Source organism: Hanstruepera marina, from assembly GCF_019880635.1.
GTDB classification, from domain to species: domain Bacteria; phylum Bacteroidota; class Bacteroidia; order Flavobacteriales; family Flavobacteriaceae; genus Hanstruepera; species Hanstruepera marina.
In genome coordinates this window covers 520,166-539,157 of record NZ_JAINVX010000002.1, presented here as the reverse complement: position 1 = coordinate 539,157, position 18,992 = coordinate 520,166, and the positions used below count along the sequence as shown (strand labels likewise).

The window sequence follows — 18,992 nt, the reverse complement described above, 5'->3', positions numbered from 1 at the left end:
AGTAGTATTAAACCTGTTTTAAATACAGGTTAAAATTAACAACAACATCAGGGTCAACAACTATTAGTCCCATCATTTTCTTTGGAGCTTCTAATTGGTAATCCCTTAAATCTATAGAAAGATCGCCTATGATATGGATGTCTTCATTTTTTGTAACTTGTACTGGAAAAGTATAAGAATTAGCAACATCAGCTATATTAATTTCAACTTTAGCATTATAAGTATTTTTAAACTCTGAAGTCTTTTCAATTGCTACAAGCTTTAATTTTATATTAGGGTACAGATCGGTTTTCAATAGCTTGTTGAAATCTTTATTTATAGCCTTATGGCCACAATCGAAACAATCACTTTTCAACTCTAATACTGTTGATTGAAAAACCATGATTTTATTATTAGATTCAAAACTTACAGGAATAGGATCTTCTAATTTGGCTATATTATAACAACAGTTATAGGAGTTTATATTACTGGTTCCTGAAATGGATACCTCACTATCATTTTTAACTACAACTTCCAAGGATTTTCTTGCAACAAAAAAAGACATGGTAACAATAGTTAAAGTAAAAGACAATATCAATAATAAAAACCTTTTCATGGTAACAAATTAAAAACGCAATCAATTTAAAAAAACATGCCTTATGATACAAATCTTAAATTTTAAAACTGTCCCAAAAGGCATGTTTGATAATAATAATTATACAATGGGTTTAGAAGCTAATTACCGCTTCAACCATTAAACCATTGAATTTGCCATCATAAAGAATATTAGCCTCTGGATAGCCATCATAAGTTTGATTAACATATTCTAGTTTAGCCAATATGTTTTTTGTCAAGAAATATCCAGCAGAAAATTGGAATCTATTGATATCTACATCGCCAAATGATTGTTCAGAACTTACAGTATTATAACGACCACCTAGATAGAAGTTTTCAGTTTGTCCAAAACGGTAGATTATTTCACCTGCTAATTGTGTAGTACTACGGTTATCTGTTTCAGCAGATGCTCTACCATTTGCAAGTTCAATTGTGCCAAAAAATTCCAATCCATTATATTTTACAAAAGGATTAAACATTACGGCTGTAATTCTATTTCTGAATCCAGGATCAAAACGTCCAGATCTAAATGGAGATTTTGCACTAGCATCTATATCTTCCATAACGAAGTAATATCTAGAACCTGCTCTATCAGCTGTATAAAGATAGTTGTTAGGAACATAACCTGTTGTATACACAGAACCTGTTAATCTCACTCTTAAATCTTCAGTCAACTGATTGTCATATCCTAATTTGGCAATGAAAGAAGCACCTCCAGTTTTCTCATTTGAACCTTCTGCTACAGATTGATTCAATTTACCATTGGTAAACCCTATCATACCTAAAAAACCATTACGTTGATAATACAATTCAGCTCCTACTTCTGTAGTAAAAGAATCCATAATTAAGTTCCCTACAAATGGATTGTAGATAGCCTGTGCATTATCTGTTCTTCTAAAATGTGCGTCACCATAGTTGTTTTCCATGTGTCCAACTTTAAGAGTGGTATATTTCATTAGATTGTCTAGTAATCCTTCAGAAATAAAATCTAAATTGTCAATTTGGAAATAACCGCCTTTTACATAAGGTTCTGGGTGGTGACGAGAAGATAAGTATGTTCTTAAGTGCATTCTTACACCTTTGGCTAGAGCCACATCTAAATCTAGGTTTGCAGTAGCTAAATTAAAGTTAGACCCAATGCTCTTAAGCTCCATAACAGTACCATCATCAATCAACTCTTGAGGTACACCATTTTCATGGGATAATGCTTGGAATTGAAGCGTAGATGATCCACCAACTCTTACTTTTACTCTTTCAAAAGTTGACACCGTATCTTTTGGTGCTTCAAACACGTTGACACCTCTTTGGTCTGGAGCTCTCCAATTATCTAGGTCTCTTTTATTTTGGGCATATAAACTGACCCCAATTAACATTAGCGAAAAAATTATTGCTTTTTTAATAGTAGCTTTCATAACGTATTAGTATTTAAAGATTTATTTTTTAATTAGTTAATATTGATTTGAATTTTATGGTAACATCTTCACCTGTTGTTATTGTTCCGAGCAAAGCTTTTGGTGGCTCAATTCCATAATCTTTCATATTAAAGGTTTTTTCGCCTTCCAAAGTCACTGTATCAGCAGTAACTTTCATTTTGAAAGACAGATCAACTGTTTTTGTTACTCCCGAAACACTCAATTTACCTGATACAATAACCTGATATTCAGAATTACCCAAGTCTATTATTTTTTTAGACTCATACATCTTAAAAGTTATGTACTTGTGGTTTTTTGTATCTAAAGCTTTATAAGTATTTTTATCCATTGCAGATTTTCCACTTTTAATACTTTCAGCAACAATACTTATATTTAAAGCGGTTATACTTATCTGTCCTTCGGTATTTAGTTTTATGGTTCCTGATTGCTCTTCAACAGTTTCCTCCCAATCATGCAAACTAGATGTTCCAAAAATGGACATACTTGATTTTCCATTGTTAAGGTTGAATTGTTGTGCTAGAACATTTTGACTTGTGAAGATGACTATTAGAATGGTGAATAGCCGCATCATTCTGTTTTGTTTTATTGTTCTCATACCTCTATAGTTTAATTTTACAGTACAAATTTCGGGGTTATAAGAAACCTAAAACATGATTTATATCATGAAAAGCCAATTAACTTTAAAAACAAAAAAATCCGGGAGGACCCGGATTTTAAATTATAAATATTGATTAAACTATTTAATTATATGTAGACGTACTTACTTCAAACGAAGCATCTTTTGCTGCCAACCAACGTTCAGCATCTAAAGCTGCCATACAACCTGTTCCTGCTGCAGTTACAGCTTGTCTATATACATGGTCTGCAGCATCTCCAGATACAAACACACCTTCTATATTCGTTTTAGAAGTCCCCGGTACGTTAATGATGTAGCCAGTTTCATCTAAATCTAAAAAGTCCCTAAAAATATCTGTATTAGGCTTATGACCAATAGCTACAAAAAATCCGGTTGCTGGAATTTCATGCTTTTCATTGGTTTGGTTGTTAAATACACGAACACCTGTTACTACTTGGCCATCACCTAAAACCTCATCGGTTTCAGTATTGAAAAGAATTTCTATGTTTTCAGTGTTCTTAACACGTTCTGCCATTATTTTTGAGGCTCTAAATTCATCACGACGTACAAGCATGGTAACTTTTTTACATAATTTAGATAAATAGTGGGCTTCTTCACAAGCACTATCGCCAGCTCCAACTATAACCACTTCTTGATTTCTGTAGAAAAAGCCATCACAAACGGCACAAGCAGAAACACCTCCGCCTAGCTTTAAGTACTTTTGTTCTGAATCCAAACCTAGATATTTAGCTGAAGCTCCCGTTGAGATAATAACGGTATCACAATGTATTTCTTTGGTATCGTTAACCCATACTTTATGAACATCGCCTGAAAAGTCTACTTTAGTAATCCAACCATCGCGTACATCTGTATCGAAACGTTCGGCTTGTTTCTGTAGTTCAATCATCATTTCAGGACCCGTAATTCCATTAGGGTAACCTGGGAAATTTTCGACTTCGTTTGTAGTTGTTAATTGACCTCCAGGTTGACTCCCTTGATATAATACTGGATTCATGTTTGCTCTAGCCGCATAAATTGCCGCAGTGTATCCTGCTGGACCAGAACCTATTATAAGGCATTTTACTTTTTCAATTGTATCTGACATAATATGATTACATTTTATACGACAAAAGTAGAGTTTTTGTCAAAAAACTTTCACGAAACTTATTAAAAGTTATTATGTAACTATTGGAAAATATAATAGTAGTTTATTTCCAAAGAAATGAGCAAAAAATACATTAACCTATTTCAGAAATCGTTTTATAAGGGCATAAAAACCATACTTGCCCAAAACACTAAAAATAGTGCTCACCCAATTAATCGGCTTTAAACTATCTTGGAATTCACTTTTAACCAATTTCATTTCTTCCAAAGCAATATTTCGCTCAAGATCCAAACGCTTTAAATCTTTTTCAATATCTTTAAATGACTCGTATTGTTTCATTATTAAGAATTAAAAAATTTAGACGAAAGGCTCTTAATCACCTTACGTTCTATCAAGTGTCTTTGGTAATACACCAAAATGCAGCCCAATATAAAAACCGCTCCAAGTATTAAGTAACCTAAAGCTAGATTGTCCAACCATTCACCAATTGCTAATGCGAGAGCAAAGGCTGCGAAAAACAATCCAATCAATAACAAACTTCCTATCACTAATGCTTTGATAACAAAAGTAATGGAAACACTAATCTGCTGAAATACTTTTAGCTTAAAATATTCTTGAGACTTTTTTATATAGGCCTCTCCTGCATCTGTCATCTTGCCAGATGTTTCATTAATAGATTCAAAAAATTTCATTAGGGATTATTTTTTTTGATACTGTTTGTTTTTAGCTTTTAATTCTGCCAATTTCTTTTCAAGTGCTGAAATAACATCGTCTGCTTTATGACTCACATCAGAAACAAGAGACTCTATTTGTTCATCTAACGTTTCTTTTTTAGTCGCTACATTCTCGGCAACCTTATCACGTACATTATGAGCCGTTTCAGACACTTTATCGCGAGCTGCTGCGGCCTCATCTGCTATTTTTTGACGTGTTACAGAACCTTTATCCGGAGCAAATAAAATTCCTAAAGTTGCTCCTATTGCGGTTCCTGCCAATATTCCTAATAATGTACTGCTCTCTTTTCCCATAATATTAATTTAAAGATTTTATGTTAATAAACTATTTGAAGTGAATTAAGCACTCATCTCTTTTTTGTTTTAAGAAGTTAATAAATGTAATACAAAAAACCTTCGTGCGTTATTATTATTCACTAATATAGTATAATTAAAATTTATTTAACCAAGGGTGCTTTTAAAAGTTCTTTAACAAAAAAAGCTTGGAAAACCCAAGCTTTTTTTTTCAGATATATACCAAAACTATTTTATTTCCAATAGCTCCAATTCAAAAGTCAAATCTTGACCCGCTAAAGGGTGGTTGCCATCAACGATAATATGATCTTCATTTACGGCAGCAATTCGAAACTTATGCTCTGTTCCATCCTGACCTCTAGATGACAATCCCATACCTACTTCAGGCTGAACGTCCTGTGGCAATTGGTCTTTTTTAACTTCGTGGAACAATTCTTTATGAACGTCACCATAGGCCTCATCTTTAGAAACCACTACAGTTTTTTTATCGTTTACCTTCATATCTAATACAGCTTTCTCAAAACCAGGGATCAACATGCCTTTTCCAAGAGTAAACTCTAGTGGTTCTTTATCTACTGAACTGTCAAAAATTTGACCACTACTTAATTTTCCTGTGTAATGAACTTTTACTGTGTCATTTTCTTTTACGTGACTCATAATTATAATATTAAAATTTGAAGCAAAGCTAAAGTTTATAATACGGTTAGCTGAATATAATTGGAATAATCCTGAAACATTAAGGAAACCTTAACACTTACTGGAAATATTTATGGAAATAAAAAAGCTCAACATATGTTGAGCTTTAAAAGTCGGGGTGGCAGGATTATAACTGCTTCCCATTTATCTTTAATAATCAATAAGTTAAACATTCATCAAATTACGAGGTAACCGATTAGGTAACTTTATTGATAAGAACTTTCGCTTTGTATTAGTTTATACTTGAGCGGTGCAAATATAATGACCTCAACTAAACAATACAACCTAAATTTACACAAATTTTATGAGGATTAAAAGTAATTTATAACTATTTGATATACTGAATAAACTCTTCAATTTCTATCCCAGAATACTCTGAAAACTCCTTGATAGTTACAAATTGATGAGGTTCCTTATCAAAGTAATTTCTTATGTCCTGGAGCAATTTTCGTCCATAGCGTTCACTTCTGCCAGTAATTAGCTGAACGTCTTTTGGATATATACATAATCTTCTATTTGGGACCATAGTACTCTATCTATACTTTATCTACGCTTTATCCATACATCATCCATATATCACTGATTTATGATTATGGTGATGATGCGTTGTTAAAATGTTGCAAACCCGAATGGGTTTTCAACATTTTAATGACGTTTTTGGTTGTATCGGAATGGATGACCGAAAACGGAATTACTTTTTTAACAACGTGCTATAAATGTAATTGTTTTGACCTATTAAATCAAAAAACGAATTATTATGGCAAAACAAACTGGAATTATTAAACTGAAAGGAACTATCGGTGGTATTTCCTTTTACAAAACGACTGATGGTCATTTAGCACGCGAAAAAGGTGGTGTGGATGGCAATCGTATTGCGAACGACCCAGCGTTTCAGAGAACGCGTGAAAATGGGTCTGAATTTGGACGTGCTGGTAAAGGTGGTAAGCTTTTGAGAAATGCGATTCGAATTCTTTTACAAAATGCAAAGGATAAGCGTGTAGTGTCTCGATTGACTAAAACTTTGGTTGCTGTTACCAAAACAGACACAACCAACGAAAGAGGTTTGAGAACCTTACAGGATGGTGATTTAAGCTTGTTAGATAACTTTGAATTCAATTTGAATGGGAAGTTAGGTACAACGCTTTTTGCTCCATTTACAAAAGCCTTTGACCGTGTAATAGGTGATGCTACTTTGAACTTGGATCCATTCTCTCCTACTTTGAGAATTGCTGCTCCTACTGGAACAACACATTTTAAAGTGGTTATGGGTGCTGCGGAATTGGATTTTGCAAATGAGGCTTCAGTTTTTGAGAGTGATGAAACTGCCATTCTTCCATATACAGCTGCTGATACTGCCGCTATTGCCTTAACAGCTTCTTTGACTGCTAACTCAACTTTGCCTGTTGTTCAGGTGTTGGGAATTGAGTTTTACCAAGAGGTAAACGGACAAATGTACGAGCTTAAGAACGGTGCTTACAACGCTTTGGCAGTTGTTATTGTAGATACTCCGTAAGTATGGAATTAGTGCTGCATAGAGCCTATTTTGAAGAGGGCACCAATGGTGCTCTCTTTAATTCTAACAAATTCCTTTGTCATACCATTGAATTGCCCTGGAACAATAACAAGCGAAACATTTCCTGTATTCCTGAAGGTGTTTATGAAGTTGAACCACGTTTTTCCAAGCGGTTTAAGCATCATTTGATTTTGAAGGTTGTAAAAGGTAGAAGCTTTATTCTGTTTCACCCAGCGAATGATGCCTTAAAAGAGCTTCAAGGGTGTATTGCTCCAGTAACTTATTTGAGTGGTATAGGAAAGGGTATTTACTCTAAAAATGCTATGCAAAAACTGTTGTCTTTGGTGTATCAAGCTAAAGACCGAAAAGAACACATTTTATTAACTATTAAATCACAGAATTATGAACATTGTAGAACGTTATAAAAAACCTACTCCAAAATTCTTTAAAACTTTACGCAATATAGGTATTGCGTTAGCTACTGCAGGTGGTGCTATCATTGCAGCTCCAATCGCAATGCCTGCCATAGTAATAACTATTGCCACTTATATGACCGTTGCTGGAACTGTGGCCACTGCAGTAAGCCAAGCAGTAGTTGCAGATGACGAAAACACAGAAACTGATGAGGTTGACGATGGATTATAATACCAAATCTGCCATTATTGGTGGTACTTTCTTTTCATCAATCGTTAATATTGGTGTTGAGGATTTAATTACCACAATTGTTTTGGCTGTTGTTGGTGCTATCGTGAGTTTCTTTATTTCCCTACTGCTTAAAAAACTAATCACTTTTCTCGGGGCAAAGTGTCGTAGGTGGAAGTGATTATTGATGTAAAGCGGTTGGAAAGATAAATAAAGGGCATTTTCTAAAAAATGCTCTTTTTTTATGCGCGGTGTTGAGGTGGATGCCCCCTAACCCCCAAAGGGGTAATAGTGGGGTATTTACCGCAGACACAAGGCTAACATTAATAATTGCTGTAACCTACACCGTTGAAATGGGTGGCGGGGAAAAGTGGGAAAAAAGCGCGGGGAAAGCGGATATTTTACATAATGGCGTTATAACTACAGCTTTGGTGATGCGTGGATGTAGCGGCTGCTATTATAACAGCGCATTATGTAACATAGCTTTGGGTAGTTTTTGGTGTGAGTGTTGGAAACAGCTCTTTACTTTTTTGTTGTACCTATTTTTTACAAATAGTACTTTTAAACAAAACAAGTAATGTGCTGTGTGAGGTTGGCAGCCAAAAACTACAAGAGCATTGGCGAGCGGAACAAACCAAAAGACAGAGGATTTTTGTTTTTGCAACAAACTGGGTTTTGGTTTGTGGGGACTAATCTTCCCATACAATACTCAATGTATGCTTTCCATTCATTAAACAGTGTTCATAAAAAGGTCTTTTTGCTTGACTATCTTTCCAAACATTAAACCAGTCCATTGCAAATACTTGTTGTGTATTACTAAATTTTCTTCCTAAACTAAAATATTCCCCCGCTACTGTATCTTCGGGCAACTTATCCTTACCGTACTTTAAATACTTAAATGGAAAATCATCTGACGACCAATACCATTTGATTTTGTTATCAAATGCATAAACAACCATAATAGGGTGAGAACCAATTGAACAGAATCTTAATGCAGTAGCAGAAATACTTGTACCAAATTTTTTAGCTAGTTCCTGAATTATTCTGAACTCAAACTTTTTTCTAAAACAGTAGCCACGGAATCTTGTTTCTGGCATTAACAAACATGATGCGAAAAAATCAGCCTGTCTTTCGGCTCTATTTTTACTTTTGAAACCCGTAAAGGAGCAGTGACTTGGGGAAAGCCCAGAAACTAGTGCATTTCGGTGATCATCAATGAAGTAGTGGCCTAACTCATGTCCAAAAGTAAATCGAGCCCTTTCAGAATAAGCGTGTTCTAATTTGTCAACATTAATGTAAATGTGAAACTTGTTATTCTCGCATTCTAACAATCCATCAAATGCATTTGAATAATTACCAAAACTATAAGTGATTTGCTTTTTTTCAGCTATGACTATAGGGTCGATTTGGCTGTCTGGGAAATAAAAATCTGAAATATCACTGGCTAAATCATTTAAATTAACTACATCGTATTTAGAGAGAAAATCATTTTTGTGCATCCTTTTTGTCCTTATTCATTCTTTTTCTTATTTCATCCGTAATCTCTTTTCCTTCTCTTGCAGCCATAGATAATGGTTTAACAGAATTATTTTCTAAATGATTATTATTTAAGGAGATTACTCTATTTTGATTAGTGTTGTCTTTTTCAATGATATCATCAATGGATGACCACTCACTTGGCAACTCATAATCTTTAGTAAACTTATTTTCAAAAGCTATGACTTCTTCTTCCGATAATGGCATAGCATATCCGTATTTCTTTAATAACTCACCTATATCTTTATTGCTATTTGTTTCCATTTTATTGAATTTTAGTTGTCTTTTTTGCTGCTTCTTTAATTTGCTTTTTAACACGAGAAATTATTTGCCGAATATTATCCCAAGTTGTGTTAAACATAGACTCCATTAACTTTATGTTCTCACTTCTCATTTTTTTGCCTCCTTCATAAAGTTGAAAATAAACCCTTACAATGTCTTGTTTTTTTGGTTCCAGATTAGCTAAAATACCATCCAGAACATTATTCTTTTTTTGTAATTCGCTTTCTAAAGTTTCATATTCATTAGCTTCTAAATTGAAGAGCCAATCATTGTTAACATCATCAACTTTTGGCATCTCATTCTTTAAATATGATTCATTAGCCCTTAAGTACTCCAATGTTTTGTAGTAAGCAATTGTAGATAAGTATGCTTTAAAACCGGAGTCAGGTGATTTATGCTTTTTTTGATTGAATTCCCACGCTAAAGGATTGTTCCAAACATAGCAAAATACTTCATTAAGTATTGTTTTAGCAAATTCTTCTTTATGCGACTTATAATGGATGTTTTTTATTATCACATTATACAGAAACTTTCTAAAATGCTCATAAATAATAGAAAAAGAAGTTTTAGATTCTTTTAAATGTGTCTCCTTTTCGGAAATAGCAAGTAAATGAAATTCTATATCCATAATCACTATAATGATATGTGTTTTCTGTGACAAATATTTTTTGTCACACTTTGTTCATATAAATATAACGCCCCAAAAAGTTTGAGGCATTAATGATGTTAAAGTACACAAAATTTTATTAAGATGGCAACAAACGGAAAAAGCGGTGACAACCGAAGACACGGAGCAGTTAAAGGACGCTCGCAAGTAAAAAATCCAAAAACTAATGTTTGGGTAAAGCGTGATACAGAAACAGGACGGTTTATGGATGGCAAAACTTCCAGTAAAACTCCTTTTAAGGGTGTTAGAAAAGAAAAATAAGTACTTATAATATGACGAATTATTTACAACTAATAAACAGTTTACAGCCTATAGATGTGGTTGTAGCTAAAAAAAAGACTGGTATAGGACGCATTTTAGATCACTATGTCGTACATCTTGGAAGTGGAGTTTTTGTTGGAAACCTTAAAGGCTGCGTTAAACAAATTTCGCATTATGAGTTATTGGAACTCCTAAAGGAATATCAGCCTGTAAAAGTAAGACGTTTTACAGGTAATCAATTTCAAATACAACAAGCCATTATAAGAGCAAGACAAAAACTTGGGCATAAATATAGTTTTCTCGGTTTTAACTGTGAGCATTTTGCAAACTGGGTACAATATGGTAAAGAATCAAGTAGTCAAGTTACCAATGGATTTTTAATTGCACTCGGGTTTGTAGCATTTAAATTAATCACAAGCGATGATGGAAAAAGATAGATTACAATACACCATAGGCAGATTTGACCATTATTTTGATAGTGTAAACAATAAATCGGCGGTTTATATTGCCATTAATACTTTCATTACTGGAGGTATCATAGTACTATTAACACAAACTAATTTGGTTTGTGAAATGTCAGGATTTGGAAAGTTCTGTATTAGTCTTTTGCTATTAACAGGAGTTGTTAGCTTAATTATCTTGTCGCTAGCGAGTATTCCATTTTTTTCAAAAAAGCCAGATTCCCTTTATTATTTTGGTTCGGTTTCACAAATGAAAGAATCTGAATTTAGTAAAACATCAGAAGAATACTCGGAAAAAGATGAGTTAAAAGATTTAAGGTCACAAACCTATATTCTTTCAAAAGGATTAACAAAGAAGTTTACTAGGTTAAAATTTGCCGGAATACTTCTTGTTGCTCAATTTGCCTTGTTGCTCATTATACTTTTAACAATTTTAATTAATTCATAAACACAAAAATCATGAACATTTTTAACCCTTATTTAGACGTTATAAAAAAAGCTGTAGATAAAGATCCTAAATACAGTAATAGATTTTTTAGTAATGCACCAGATGAAGATTACGACTTGGGTTATATTCAAGATCTTCGAAGCGAACTTCCTGGTTTAGAAAATCTAAATGAATCCGTGCAATTAGTCAAAGGGCATGGAACACCTACTATAACCAATTTACCTAGACTTGGACATCACCCCGATTTTGGCCATTTAAGGGGTACAACTATTACTGAAAAACATTGGATAATATCAGGATTTGTCGATGTGCAAAAAAGCACCCAATTACATAACCGATTTACATTGGCTACAGTTGCTTTAATTACAGAAGGCATAGTAAAAGCATCTATATTCGCTGTTAACCTTTGTGGCGGCTATGTACATAGAATTCAAGGTGACGGCCTTATGGTTTACTTTGGCGGAAAAAATATCGAAAAAAGTCAAGCCACAAAGGATGCTTTAAAAGCCTTTTCAATGATATCATATTTTGTCAAGAATGACCTCAAGGATTATTTTGAATCTAATGGCATTAAAGATATTTATACAAGAACTGGATTAGATTTAGGTCATGATAATCAAGTATTATGGATGTATTCTGGGTTAGGTGAATCTGGTGAAGTAACAACCTGTAGTTTACATACTAGTTTAGCCCCTAAAATGCAAGCGACAGCGTTAAGTAATGGTATTGTTGTCGGACAGCACATTTTCAATCAACTTTCATCCACTAACAAATATTTTAAACAAAAACCCAAACCTATATGGGACCATGAAGATGGAAGATTTTATAATCATTATGATTTTGATTGGGAGAGATATTTAGTTGATAATGATTTTGCTAAACAAAATATTGATGGCAATTTGCTTTTAAATATTGGCAATACAAAAAGCTCATCACTTAACCCTGCTTATTTAAGCCCAATTGCCAAGATAAGTAAGCCATATTTTAAATTCTAATGAATACCAGATTAAATAAGGATTTAACTGATTTTCTAAATACATACTTCAATTTTATTATTAATGCAGATAAAACTAATGACGGCTATTTAGTTTTAGATGGTGTTATCAATGTAATTGACACGAATGGAGATTTCTGGAATGATTATGAAGTAAGGATAGTTATTCCAGAATTAGGATATCCCCATGTCGTTCCTGAAGTCTATGAAAGTAGTACTAAAATTGAACGTGATGATGATTTTCACATTTCAAAAAAAGGGAAATGCTGCTTGGATATACACCATAAGTTAATGCTTGAGAAAAGAAAAGGAATTACTTTAATAAGTTTTTATAAAAAATATGTTTATCCATTTTTTGCAAATCATCAATATAAAATTAAAACTGAATCCTATGCAGGTGAAGAATACGAACATGATGCTGATGGTGTAGTACAATTTTATAAAGAAGAATTTAATTTAACCGATTGCGAATTAATTGTAAAATACATAAACTGTTCTTTAGGGGTATTTAAAACAGAAAGAAACAAACAGTGCCCTATTTGTGGTGGCCCAAAATATAAAAAATGCTGCTGGATAACTGTAGAAAAATTAAAACCTTTTGGAAAAGAAATACTTAAATTAGATTTAGAAATTTTTAAAGCTAAATTAGCTGGAATAAGCTCTTAAAAAATCCATCCTTCACTTTTTCAATAGAGTTTTTTTAACCCTTTAATACTTCCAACAATCTAAAATTAAGATATAGCTTTTCTTTACCTACTTGTTCACTTGTGAGGAAGCCGTTGGCTTCCAACTCTTTTAAATAATTACCAACTGTTTTTAAATTACCCAAACCGGCACTCTCCAATTGATTCCGTTTGGTATAAGGCAACTTAAACAGTACTTCCAACAAATCTTTTGAATATATTTTCGGTAATTTTTCTTGAATTTCGGCGCCCATTTCATTCATTAGCCTTTCTATATCAGCGATTTGTTGACGTCCTTTTAAGGCTGTTTCCTCTACCATATCCAGCATATACAAAATCCAAGCTTCCCAATTATCATTTTCGGTAACGTTCCGAAGATTTGTATAATAATCGTTTTTATGCTCAATTATGTAACTACTTAAATATAATGCAGGTAAATCCAATAAACCTGTAAGTTTTAGATATAGCAAAAGAATGATTCTTCCTGTACGTCCATTTCCGTCAAAAAATGGGTGGATGGCTTCAAACTGATAATGAATGATGGCCATTTTAACCAAAGGATCTATATCATCTTCGGCATGAATGAAATCTTCCAGATTTTTTAGTTTTTTCCTGATGTTTTCTTCCCCTTCAGGTGGTGTGTAAATGACTTGGTTGGTAGCTGGATTCTTAAGCTGTGTTCCCGGAGCATTTCTAATACCAGATTTATTCTCTTTTATTATGCGCATTACTGCTATAAAGAGATTTGTTGTAAGCACTGGTCTGTTTTCAATCTGTTCTACCCCATACCATAATGCATCCTTATAGTGAATTACCTCTTTAGTCGCTGGGTTATTACTTTTTAAGTCTGCAATTGAAGCTTTAAACAGTTCATCCTGGGTTGTTATAATGTTTTCTATGGCAGAACTTGCTCGGGCTTCCTGCAAGTTAATAGTGTCAATAAATAATGTTGGATTAGGGAGATTGGTTATTGCTCCTTTTAATTCTGACAATGCCCTACTGGCCGTAATGTTTTTTTTAAGTATGGTCATACTCTCTACTTCTGCCGTTGGTGGAAGTAGTGGTAAACTATTATATGGCACTTCGGGATTATAACTCATTTTATTACCTATTTTTTTGTTTTGAACAAGGGCGTTAAACGTCCTTGATGTTAATACAAAGGTAAATATAGTGAAAAATTACTCTCGTTTTACACACAAGGGTAAAAATTGCCCTCGTTTTAAAGACGTGGGCAAAACTTACTTTTGTTACTAAAAATTGGTTTATTCAAAGAGTAATTAAGTTTTGGCAAATTTTGAGTTTTTTGCCAAAGTTTAATTTGGTGTTTTAGCGTAGATTTGTCGGTGTTGAGGTGGTGTTGTCCTTTATTTTCTCTTATCAACACTTTCTTTATCAAAAGCAATTAAATTGAAAAGTTGGCGCATTCTTGAGCGAACCCTATTACCATAGCGTTCTTCCAATTCTTGAGCATTTAAGTTTGTTGTGGCGTGGGTTCTAATTTTTCGCTGAAGAAATAAATCGTAGCGAGATAAGAGGATTTCGCCCATTACATTACAATCCTTTCCAAAATGGCGACCTGTTGTTTCTACACCCAAATCGTCAAAACAATAGAAATTGCTGTTTCCGTATTCTTGAATGGTTTTGTAGCCAATATTGTTAAATGCAAACGTGATATTTCTTGCTGGAATAACTTCATACGGTTTATGGTGAGGCACAATATACCTTAACAGTTTCATTAAACTGGTTTTACCACAACCAACTGGACCAGATAATAAAACACCTTTGTTTGGATCTATATTTAGTTTTGCACAGGCTTCAAAATCACGAATGAAATAGATACACAGTTTGTAAAGTACCACCTCATCTTCTTCATAAATCTTGAAGTTTTTACCAAACATCAATTTCCCTTTTGCATCGAGGTAAATGAGTATGCTCTTGAAATCATAATGGATATGATTGTCTTTGAGTTCGCCAAGTTTGTATTGCACTCCTTTTTCGATAATGATATGTGGTTGCTCATTTTTCATAAAGGCTCGTTGTAGTTTTTATTTTTAGTAGTCTTTAGGTTGTCCGAATTTGGGATACTGCTGTTATGTTTGCTGTTATTTTCAGAATCTTTAAAATCTGAATTTTTAAAATTTTTCTGTTTATTAATGTTTTTGTTTTCTATAGTTTGTATATGTTTATATATAGGTACCAGTGCTTGTCCACTGCTTGTCTCAATTTGAGTAGAGTTGTGTCCCACTACTTGTCCAGAACTTGTCCCAAATTTGAGCATCTTAATTTTACTCCCTCTATACGGATTGTGTGATGGGAAATACATTATATATTTCCAATGATTTAATTCCTTGATGCATCTGTGATAAGTAGATTTAGAGCCTATTTTAGATAACTGCATAACCTCATCACGGTTTATAAAAAACTCTTCTAAAAATCGGTTTAAATTCCACAATTGAAATAGAGCAATATATAAGCTTATATGTGTGGGGTTTAAACGACTGTCTTTAGAGAATTGGTTGAAAACTGCGTTAAGGTGTTTGATGTAGTTGACTTCTTCCATATGAGTGAGATTGCCACGTAGCTACGCTCCTCGCAATGACACTAAAATTTGTTATGGATGCGGTTTTCTTCCATTACCTTTAAAATTTCCTCATAGTCATAATAGATAACACCACCAACTTTGGTATAAGGCAAAGTGCCATTGATACGAAGATTTTGTAATGTTCCTGGTGAGATACTTAACAGGTCTCGAACCTCTGGTGATTTGAGCCACTTTTTTGGTGCGAAACCTGATTGATTATTCATGATTGCTTTGATGTCTTCAAGTAATTCTTTTTTAAATTCTCGAAGATCTTCGGTAGTGATAATTGTTGCTGCCATACGCAATGATTTTAGTTTAAAAAGCTACCACCTCGAACTCTCGCCCTCAATGGTAGCTATTAATAATGATTTGACTTTCGTAAGGCAAATATGAAGTGAATTAATGAGGTTTATTCACAAGACTGACCCAACATGGGTAATTTTATGAGCTCATTTTTAATGAATTAAATTATTATGATTTGATATCCATATTAAGTTAAAGAGCCACCAAAAAAAATAAAAAAAATTGAATATCGTAACACCCAAGACACACCCAAGTTGATGTTTTTTGTTACACGCAATTACACCTTTTTACCCATTAGGCAATCCTTGAAAAATATTTTATTATCAAAGGAATTGATTGTTCTTTTTAGAACCTTAAATCCGAAGTTTTCATAAAAACTGATTGCGTTGATGTTTCCTTCATTTACCAAAAGCTCTATTAAGTCCACACCTTCTTGCATAGCCTTTATACTTATAAAGTTTATTGATTCTTTTCCAATATTTTTTTTTCGATGGGACTTCAAAACATATAACTTGCTTAAAATGAGTCTATTTTTATTTATTTGAAAGCCAAAATAACCCACTTTGTAATTATTACAATAGATTAAATAATATTGATAGTTTTCTTTTCTTATTTGATAATCTATGATTGACTTGTTTTGGAAAGTATTTAATAGAAAAGCTATTTCCTCTTCTTTAAGTATTTTATTATAGGCTTCATAAAAAATAATGTTTGCTAATTTTTCCAGATCAGCAATTTCAGAAAACCTCGATACCTTTTTAAATTCTATATGATTAGAATATTGTTCCATAGACTATATATCTGATTCTTCCATACGTTTAAGCAGTGACTCTTTGAGTTTGTCAATAAGTTTTGTCTGATTGATTTTACGGGAACGTATTTCTAGAAAGGTTCGATAAAAATCTCCCAAACTGATATTAAACACCTGTTCGAACATTAATGCAATGTCCTTTATATCTGAAGCACCATTATTTATTACCCCTGAACTATGTAGTGCATAAATGAGTTCGATTAAATCAGTTTTATTTGCAGTCCAAAATAGTCTTGACTGATTTTGAAAGGGATTAATTATTGTTTCCATACCGTTGCTATTTTCAAGTTTATCAATTTCTGTTTTTAAATACACAATAAGCATATCATAGGCCAATATTGTAGCCACAGTACTATCATGGCTTGTAGAGAATTTATTATCAGTGAAAAAAGAAAATGTATCGGGAAACAAACGGATATCTATTTTCCCTCTTACAAAGTAATGATCGTCTAAAAATGTTGCTCCTCTACGGTAATAATGGTAGAATTCGAGGTGGTCATTGAAATAGTTTTGTAATCTGTCTATATATTTATTGAAATATTTTATTTGTGATTTATTACTTGATCGAGGTCTTTTACTTTCTATATTAAATAGCTTTTGATAATATATGAGCTTGCTGAAAATATGTGGTTTTATATTTTTAAAGAAATGTATTTCTTCCTCTTTCTTATTGAATTTCTTTTTGGAAACTAAAGCTCTTAATAATTCTAGTGCTTTTTTAGAAATTTTTATTCCTTCTTCAGCAATGGATAAAATATCTTCGGATTCAGATTCTAAAAAATCGATTGAATGGTTTAAGTTTTGGAGTATGTCCTCAATTTTTTTCAATACAATTGTCAGGAATTATTAATAGCATCGAAAATTACCTCTAAAAAGGAAAAAAATTATAGGTTTCGATTAAAATTTCATACCATCTTATAAATTAAGAATAGTTATTTATTCAACTAAAATTTATTAGGAAAAAAGCTAAACTATTTGGCATGAAATTATTATAACAAATATTTAACAAGCTCTTTTAACATACAAACTAAACTAAACCTAATTAATTTTTATCTTGCAATTAAAAACTTAAGTGACAGGTATAAATATTTATTCTATACTAGTTTTGTTTGCCGCAATAAGCTCTTTTAATATAGGGCTTTATTACTTAATTCAATCTGTTAAAAAAAAGTCTAGTATTTTTATGGCTTTGGGGACAATTATGTTCTCTATTTGTCTCTTTTTTTCTTACTATGAACTGGTTGATTTATCTCTGATTTATCCGCAAATTATGTGGATTAATGGCCCTTTATTGTTTACCGTTGGCCCTCTACTTTTTTTACATGTTAAAAGAAAAGTAACCTGGAAAGACACTTTGCATTTTATTCCTTTCTTGATAGTATTTATTTGGATATTGCCCTTTTATATTAAATCTGCTCCAGAAAAATTAGAAATAATTAAAGAATTTTATAGACCTACTGAAAAACCAGAAATGGAACTAATGCAATACTTATATGTACTTCATATTGGGCTATATTGCTTATTTGGGTATTTGGTTTTGAGAAAAAAATCAGCCTTGTTTGATTTGTATAGTTCCAGTGATTTAAAACAGCAAATTATTATTAGATCGCAAAATCTATACTTGTTGATTTCTACTTTATCAATTTTAAGTTTTTTTGTTTGTTTAATTTCTGATCATTTTGAGGTTTACTATACCGATGTTGATAATTATACGATTTCGCTTTTGGTTATATTAGTTCTTTTACTTCAGGTATATTTTTCTTTTGAAGGTTATGATAATAATATAGAAAATCAATTGAAAAACTCTTACAATAAAAGAAAAGGGGAAAACAAACCTAGCAATGAAGATATTGGTGATTATCAAGAAGTTATAACTAGATTAGAAGCCCTAATGGACAAAGAAAAACTGTATAGAGATTCTGATTTGAAAATAAGCACTGTTGCTGAAAAACTTGATGTATCAATGCATGAATTATCTGCTGCAATAAATTATCATAATGAAGATAATTTTTTTGACTACATCAACAAATTTAGAATAGAAGAGTTAAAAATGACATTACTTGATAAAAAAAATAAAAACTTAACATTGTTTGCAATTGCAAGTGAATCGGGATTTAAAAGCAATAGCTCTTTTTATCGTGTTTTTAAAAAATATGTTGCGTGCACACCAAAACAATATGTTGAACAAAATTCTAAAGCTAGCGAAAGTTAAATCTTTGAACTGTTCATTATTTTAAAAAAATCTCAATTTATAACATAAGACATAAAAACAAAACATTCAAGTAACTAAAGTTTGATATTAGTCGTCACTATCATGAAATTAAAATTAAACTTTAAA

27 protein-coding genes are annotated in these 18,992 nt (G+C 32.5%); 9 read left to right on the top strand and 18 right to left on the bottom strand.

Features of this window, described 5'->3' with window-relative positions; translation table 11 throughout:
- Positions 1-7 precede the first annotated feature (7 nt).
- The 9 genes from K7G76_RS10280 to K7G76_RS10240 form a co-directional block, all read right to left on the bottom strand.
- The gene (locus K7G76_RS10280) at positions 8-595 is read right to left on the bottom strand and encodes a YceI family protein (RefSeq protein WP_223034109.1); all 588 of its coding nucleotides are present in this window, start codon (positions 593-595) and stop codon (positions 8-10) included.
- A gap of 112 nt (positions 596-707) precedes the next feature.
- Positions 708-2,006, bottom strand: coding sequence for a hypothetical protein (locus tag K7G76_RS10275; protein WP_223034108.1), 1,299 nt, complete (start codon positions 2,004-2,006; stop codon positions 708-710).
- A 28-nt stretch (positions 2,007-2,034) separates the two neighbouring features.
- Positions 2,035-2,622: a YceI family protein gene (locus K7G76_RS10270; RefSeq protein WP_223034107.1), complete on the bottom strand. Its 588-nt coding sequence runs from the start codon at positions 2,620-2,622 to the stop codon at positions 2,035-2,037.
- Positions 2,623-2,767: 145 nt separating this feature from the next.
- The gene (gene trxB / locus K7G76_RS10265; protein ID WP_223034106.1) at positions 2,768-3,748 is read right to left on the bottom strand and encodes a thioredoxin-disulfide reductase; all 981 of its coding nucleotides are present in this window, start codon (positions 3,746-3,748) and stop codon (positions 2,768-2,770) included.
- Between the two features lie 138 nt (positions 3,749-3,886).
- On the bottom strand, positions 3,887-4,087 hold the full coding sequence (locus tag K7G76_RS10260) for a DUF6327 family protein (protein ID WP_223034105.1): 201 nt from the start codon (positions 4,085-4,087) through the stop codon (positions 3,887-3,889).
- Between the two features lie 2 nt (positions 4,088-4,089).
- The gene (locus tag K7G76_RS10255) at positions 4,090-4,440 is read right to left on the bottom strand and encodes a hypothetical protein (RefSeq protein WP_223034104.1); all 351 of its coding nucleotides are present in this window, start codon (positions 4,438-4,440) and stop codon (positions 4,090-4,092) included.
- A 6-nt stretch (positions 4,441-4,446) separates the two neighbouring features.
- Positions 4,447-4,776 (bottom strand): YtxH domain-containing protein, encoded by a 330-nt coding sequence (locus K7G76_RS10250; protein ID WP_223034103.1) that lies wholly within the window; start codon positions 4,774-4,776, stop codon positions 4,447-4,449.
- A 228-nt stretch (positions 4,777-5,004) separates the two neighbouring features.
- On the bottom strand, positions 5,005-5,433 hold the full coding sequence (locus K7G76_RS10245; RefSeq protein ID WP_223034102.1) for an FKBP-type peptidyl-prolyl cis-trans isomerase: 429 nt from the start codon (positions 5,431-5,433) through the stop codon (positions 5,005-5,007).
- A gap of 367 nt (positions 5,434-5,800) precedes the next feature.
- Positions 5,801-5,998, bottom strand: coding sequence for a hypothetical protein (locus K7G76_RS10240; RefSeq protein WP_223034101.1), 198 nt, complete (start codon positions 5,996-5,998; stop codon positions 5,801-5,803).
- A gap of 231 nt (positions 5,999-6,229) precedes the next feature.
- Here K7G76_RS10240 and K7G76_RS10235 point away from each other — a divergent pair, with 231 nt between their 5' ends.
- Genes K7G76_RS10235 through K7G76_RS10225 form a run of 3 tightly spaced genes read left to right on the top strand, consistent with a single transcriptional unit; the run spans position 6,230 to position 7,630 of the window.
- The gene (locus K7G76_RS10235; protein ID WP_223034100.1) at positions 6,230-6,985 is read left to right on the top strand and encodes a hypothetical protein; all 756 of its coding nucleotides are present in this window, start codon (positions 6,230-6,232) and stop codon (positions 6,983-6,985) included.
- Positions 6,986-6,987: 2 nt separating this feature from the next.
- Positions 6,988-7,410: a DUF5675 family protein gene (locus K7G76_RS10230; protein ID WP_223034099.1), complete on the top strand. Its 423-nt coding sequence runs from the start codon at positions 6,988-6,990 to the stop codon at positions 7,408-7,410.
- Positions 7,388-7,630 (top strand): hypothetical protein, encoded by a 243-nt coding sequence (locus tag K7G76_RS10225; RefSeq protein ID WP_223034098.1) that lies wholly within the window; start codon positions 7,388-7,390, stop codon positions 7,628-7,630. Before K7G76_RS10230 ends, K7G76_RS10225 begins: the two co-directional genes overlap by 23 nt.
- A 686-nt stretch (positions 7,631-8,316) precedes the next feature.
- Here the strand turns inward: K7G76_RS10225 and K7G76_RS10220 are convergent.
- The 3 genes from K7G76_RS10220 to K7G76_RS10210 are packed head-to-tail and all read right to left on the bottom strand — an operon-like array spanning position 8,317 to position 10,073.
- Entirely contained in the window at positions 8,317-9,126 is an 810-nt protein-coding gene (locus tag K7G76_RS10220; RefSeq protein ID WP_223034097.1) for an ImmA/IrrE family metallo-endopeptidase, read from the bottom strand.
- On the bottom strand, positions 9,113-9,427 hold the full coding sequence (locus K7G76_RS10215) for a hypothetical protein (protein ID WP_223034096.1): 315 nt from the start codon (positions 9,425-9,427) through the stop codon (positions 9,113-9,115). The genes K7G76_RS10220 and K7G76_RS10215 overlap by 14 nt, the downstream gene beginning before the upstream one ends.
- Before the next feature lies 1 nt (position 9,428).
- Positions 9,429-10,073, bottom strand: coding sequence for an RNA polymerase sigma factor (locus K7G76_RS10210; protein ID WP_223034095.1), 645 nt, complete (start codon positions 10,071-10,073; stop codon positions 9,429-9,431).
- Between the two features lie 123 nt (positions 10,074-10,196).
- Here K7G76_RS10210 and K7G76_RS10205 point away from each other — a divergent pair, with 123 nt between their 5' ends.
- From K7G76_RS10205 to K7G76_RS10185, 5 genes are read left to right on the top strand one after another with little or no spacing between them, the layout of a single operon-like run.
- Complete coding sequence (locus K7G76_RS10205; RefSeq protein WP_223034094.1) at positions 10,197-10,373, top strand: hypothetical protein; 177 nt, start codon at positions 10,197-10,199, stop codon at positions 10,371-10,373.
- An 11-nt stretch (positions 10,374-10,384) separates the two neighbouring features.
- Positions 10,385-10,810 (top strand): lecithin retinol acyltransferase family protein, encoded by a 426-nt coding sequence (locus tag K7G76_RS10200; RefSeq protein ID WP_223034093.1) that lies wholly within the window; start codon positions 10,385-10,387, stop codon positions 10,808-10,810.
- Positions 10,794-11,282, top strand: a complete 489-nt coding sequence (locus K7G76_RS10195; protein WP_223034092.1) for a Pycsar system effector family protein — start codon at positions 10,794-10,796, stop codon at positions 11,280-11,282. The genes K7G76_RS10200 and K7G76_RS10195 overlap by 17 nt, the downstream gene beginning before the upstream one ends.
- 11 nt (positions 11,283-11,293) lie before the next feature.
- Entirely contained in the window at positions 11,294-12,277 is a 984-nt protein-coding gene (locus tag K7G76_RS10190; protein WP_223034091.1) for a hypothetical protein, read from the top strand.
- Positions 12,277-12,942, top strand: coding sequence for a ubiquitin-conjugating enzyme E2 variant (locus tag K7G76_RS10185; protein WP_223034090.1), 666 nt, complete (start codon positions 12,277-12,279; stop codon positions 12,940-12,942). Before K7G76_RS10190 ends, K7G76_RS10185 begins: the two co-directional genes overlap by 1 nt.
- A 34-nt stretch (positions 12,943-12,976) precedes the next feature.
- On the opposite strand, the gene K7G76_RS10180 is transcribed toward K7G76_RS10185, so the two are convergent.
- From K7G76_RS10180 to K7G76_RS10155, 6 genes are all read right to left on the bottom strand, one after another.
- A complete protein-coding gene (locus tag K7G76_RS10180) occupies positions 12,977-14,059 on the bottom strand; it encodes a Fic family protein (protein ID WP_223034089.1) in 1,083 nt (360 codons plus the stop codon).
- A gap of 264 nt (positions 14,060-14,323) precedes the next feature.
- Positions 14,324-14,986, bottom strand: a complete 663-nt coding sequence (locus K7G76_RS10175) for a P-loop NTPase family protein (RefSeq protein WP_223034088.1) — start codon at positions 14,984-14,986, stop codon at positions 14,324-14,326.
- Positions 14,983-15,519 (bottom strand): hypothetical protein, encoded by a 537-nt coding sequence (locus K7G76_RS10170; RefSeq protein WP_223034087.1) that lies wholly within the window; start codon positions 15,517-15,519, stop codon positions 14,983-14,985. The genes K7G76_RS10175 and K7G76_RS10170 overlap by 4 nt, the downstream gene beginning before the upstream one ends.
- A gap of 41 nt (positions 15,520-15,560) precedes the next feature.
- On the bottom strand, positions 15,561-15,839 hold the full coding sequence (locus tag K7G76_RS10165; RefSeq protein ID WP_223034086.1) for a helix-turn-helix domain-containing protein: 279 nt from the start codon (positions 15,837-15,839) through the stop codon (positions 15,561-15,563).
- A gap of 281 nt (positions 15,840-16,120) precedes the next feature.
- Positions 16,121-16,633 carry a GNAT family N-acetyltransferase gene (locus K7G76_RS10160; protein ID WP_223034085.1) on the bottom strand — a complete coding sequence of 171 codons (513 nt, stop codon included), beginning with the start codon at positions 16,631-16,633 and terminating at the stop codon, positions 16,121-16,123.
- Positions 16,634-16,636: 3 nt separating this feature from the next.
- On the bottom strand, positions 16,637-17,482 hold the full coding sequence (locus K7G76_RS10155) for an RteC domain-containing protein (RefSeq protein ID WP_255572988.1): 846 nt from the start codon (positions 17,480-17,482) through the stop codon (positions 16,637-16,639).
- Between the two features lie 244 nt (positions 17,483-17,726).
- On the opposite strand from K7G76_RS10155, the gene K7G76_RS15500 reads away from it, so the two are divergent.
- Positions 17,727-18,866, top strand: coding sequence for a helix-turn-helix domain-containing protein (locus K7G76_RS15500; RefSeq protein ID WP_223034084.1), 1,140 nt, complete (start codon positions 17,727-17,729; stop codon positions 18,864-18,866).
- The last annotated feature ends 126 nt before the right edge of the window (positions 18,867-18,992 follow it).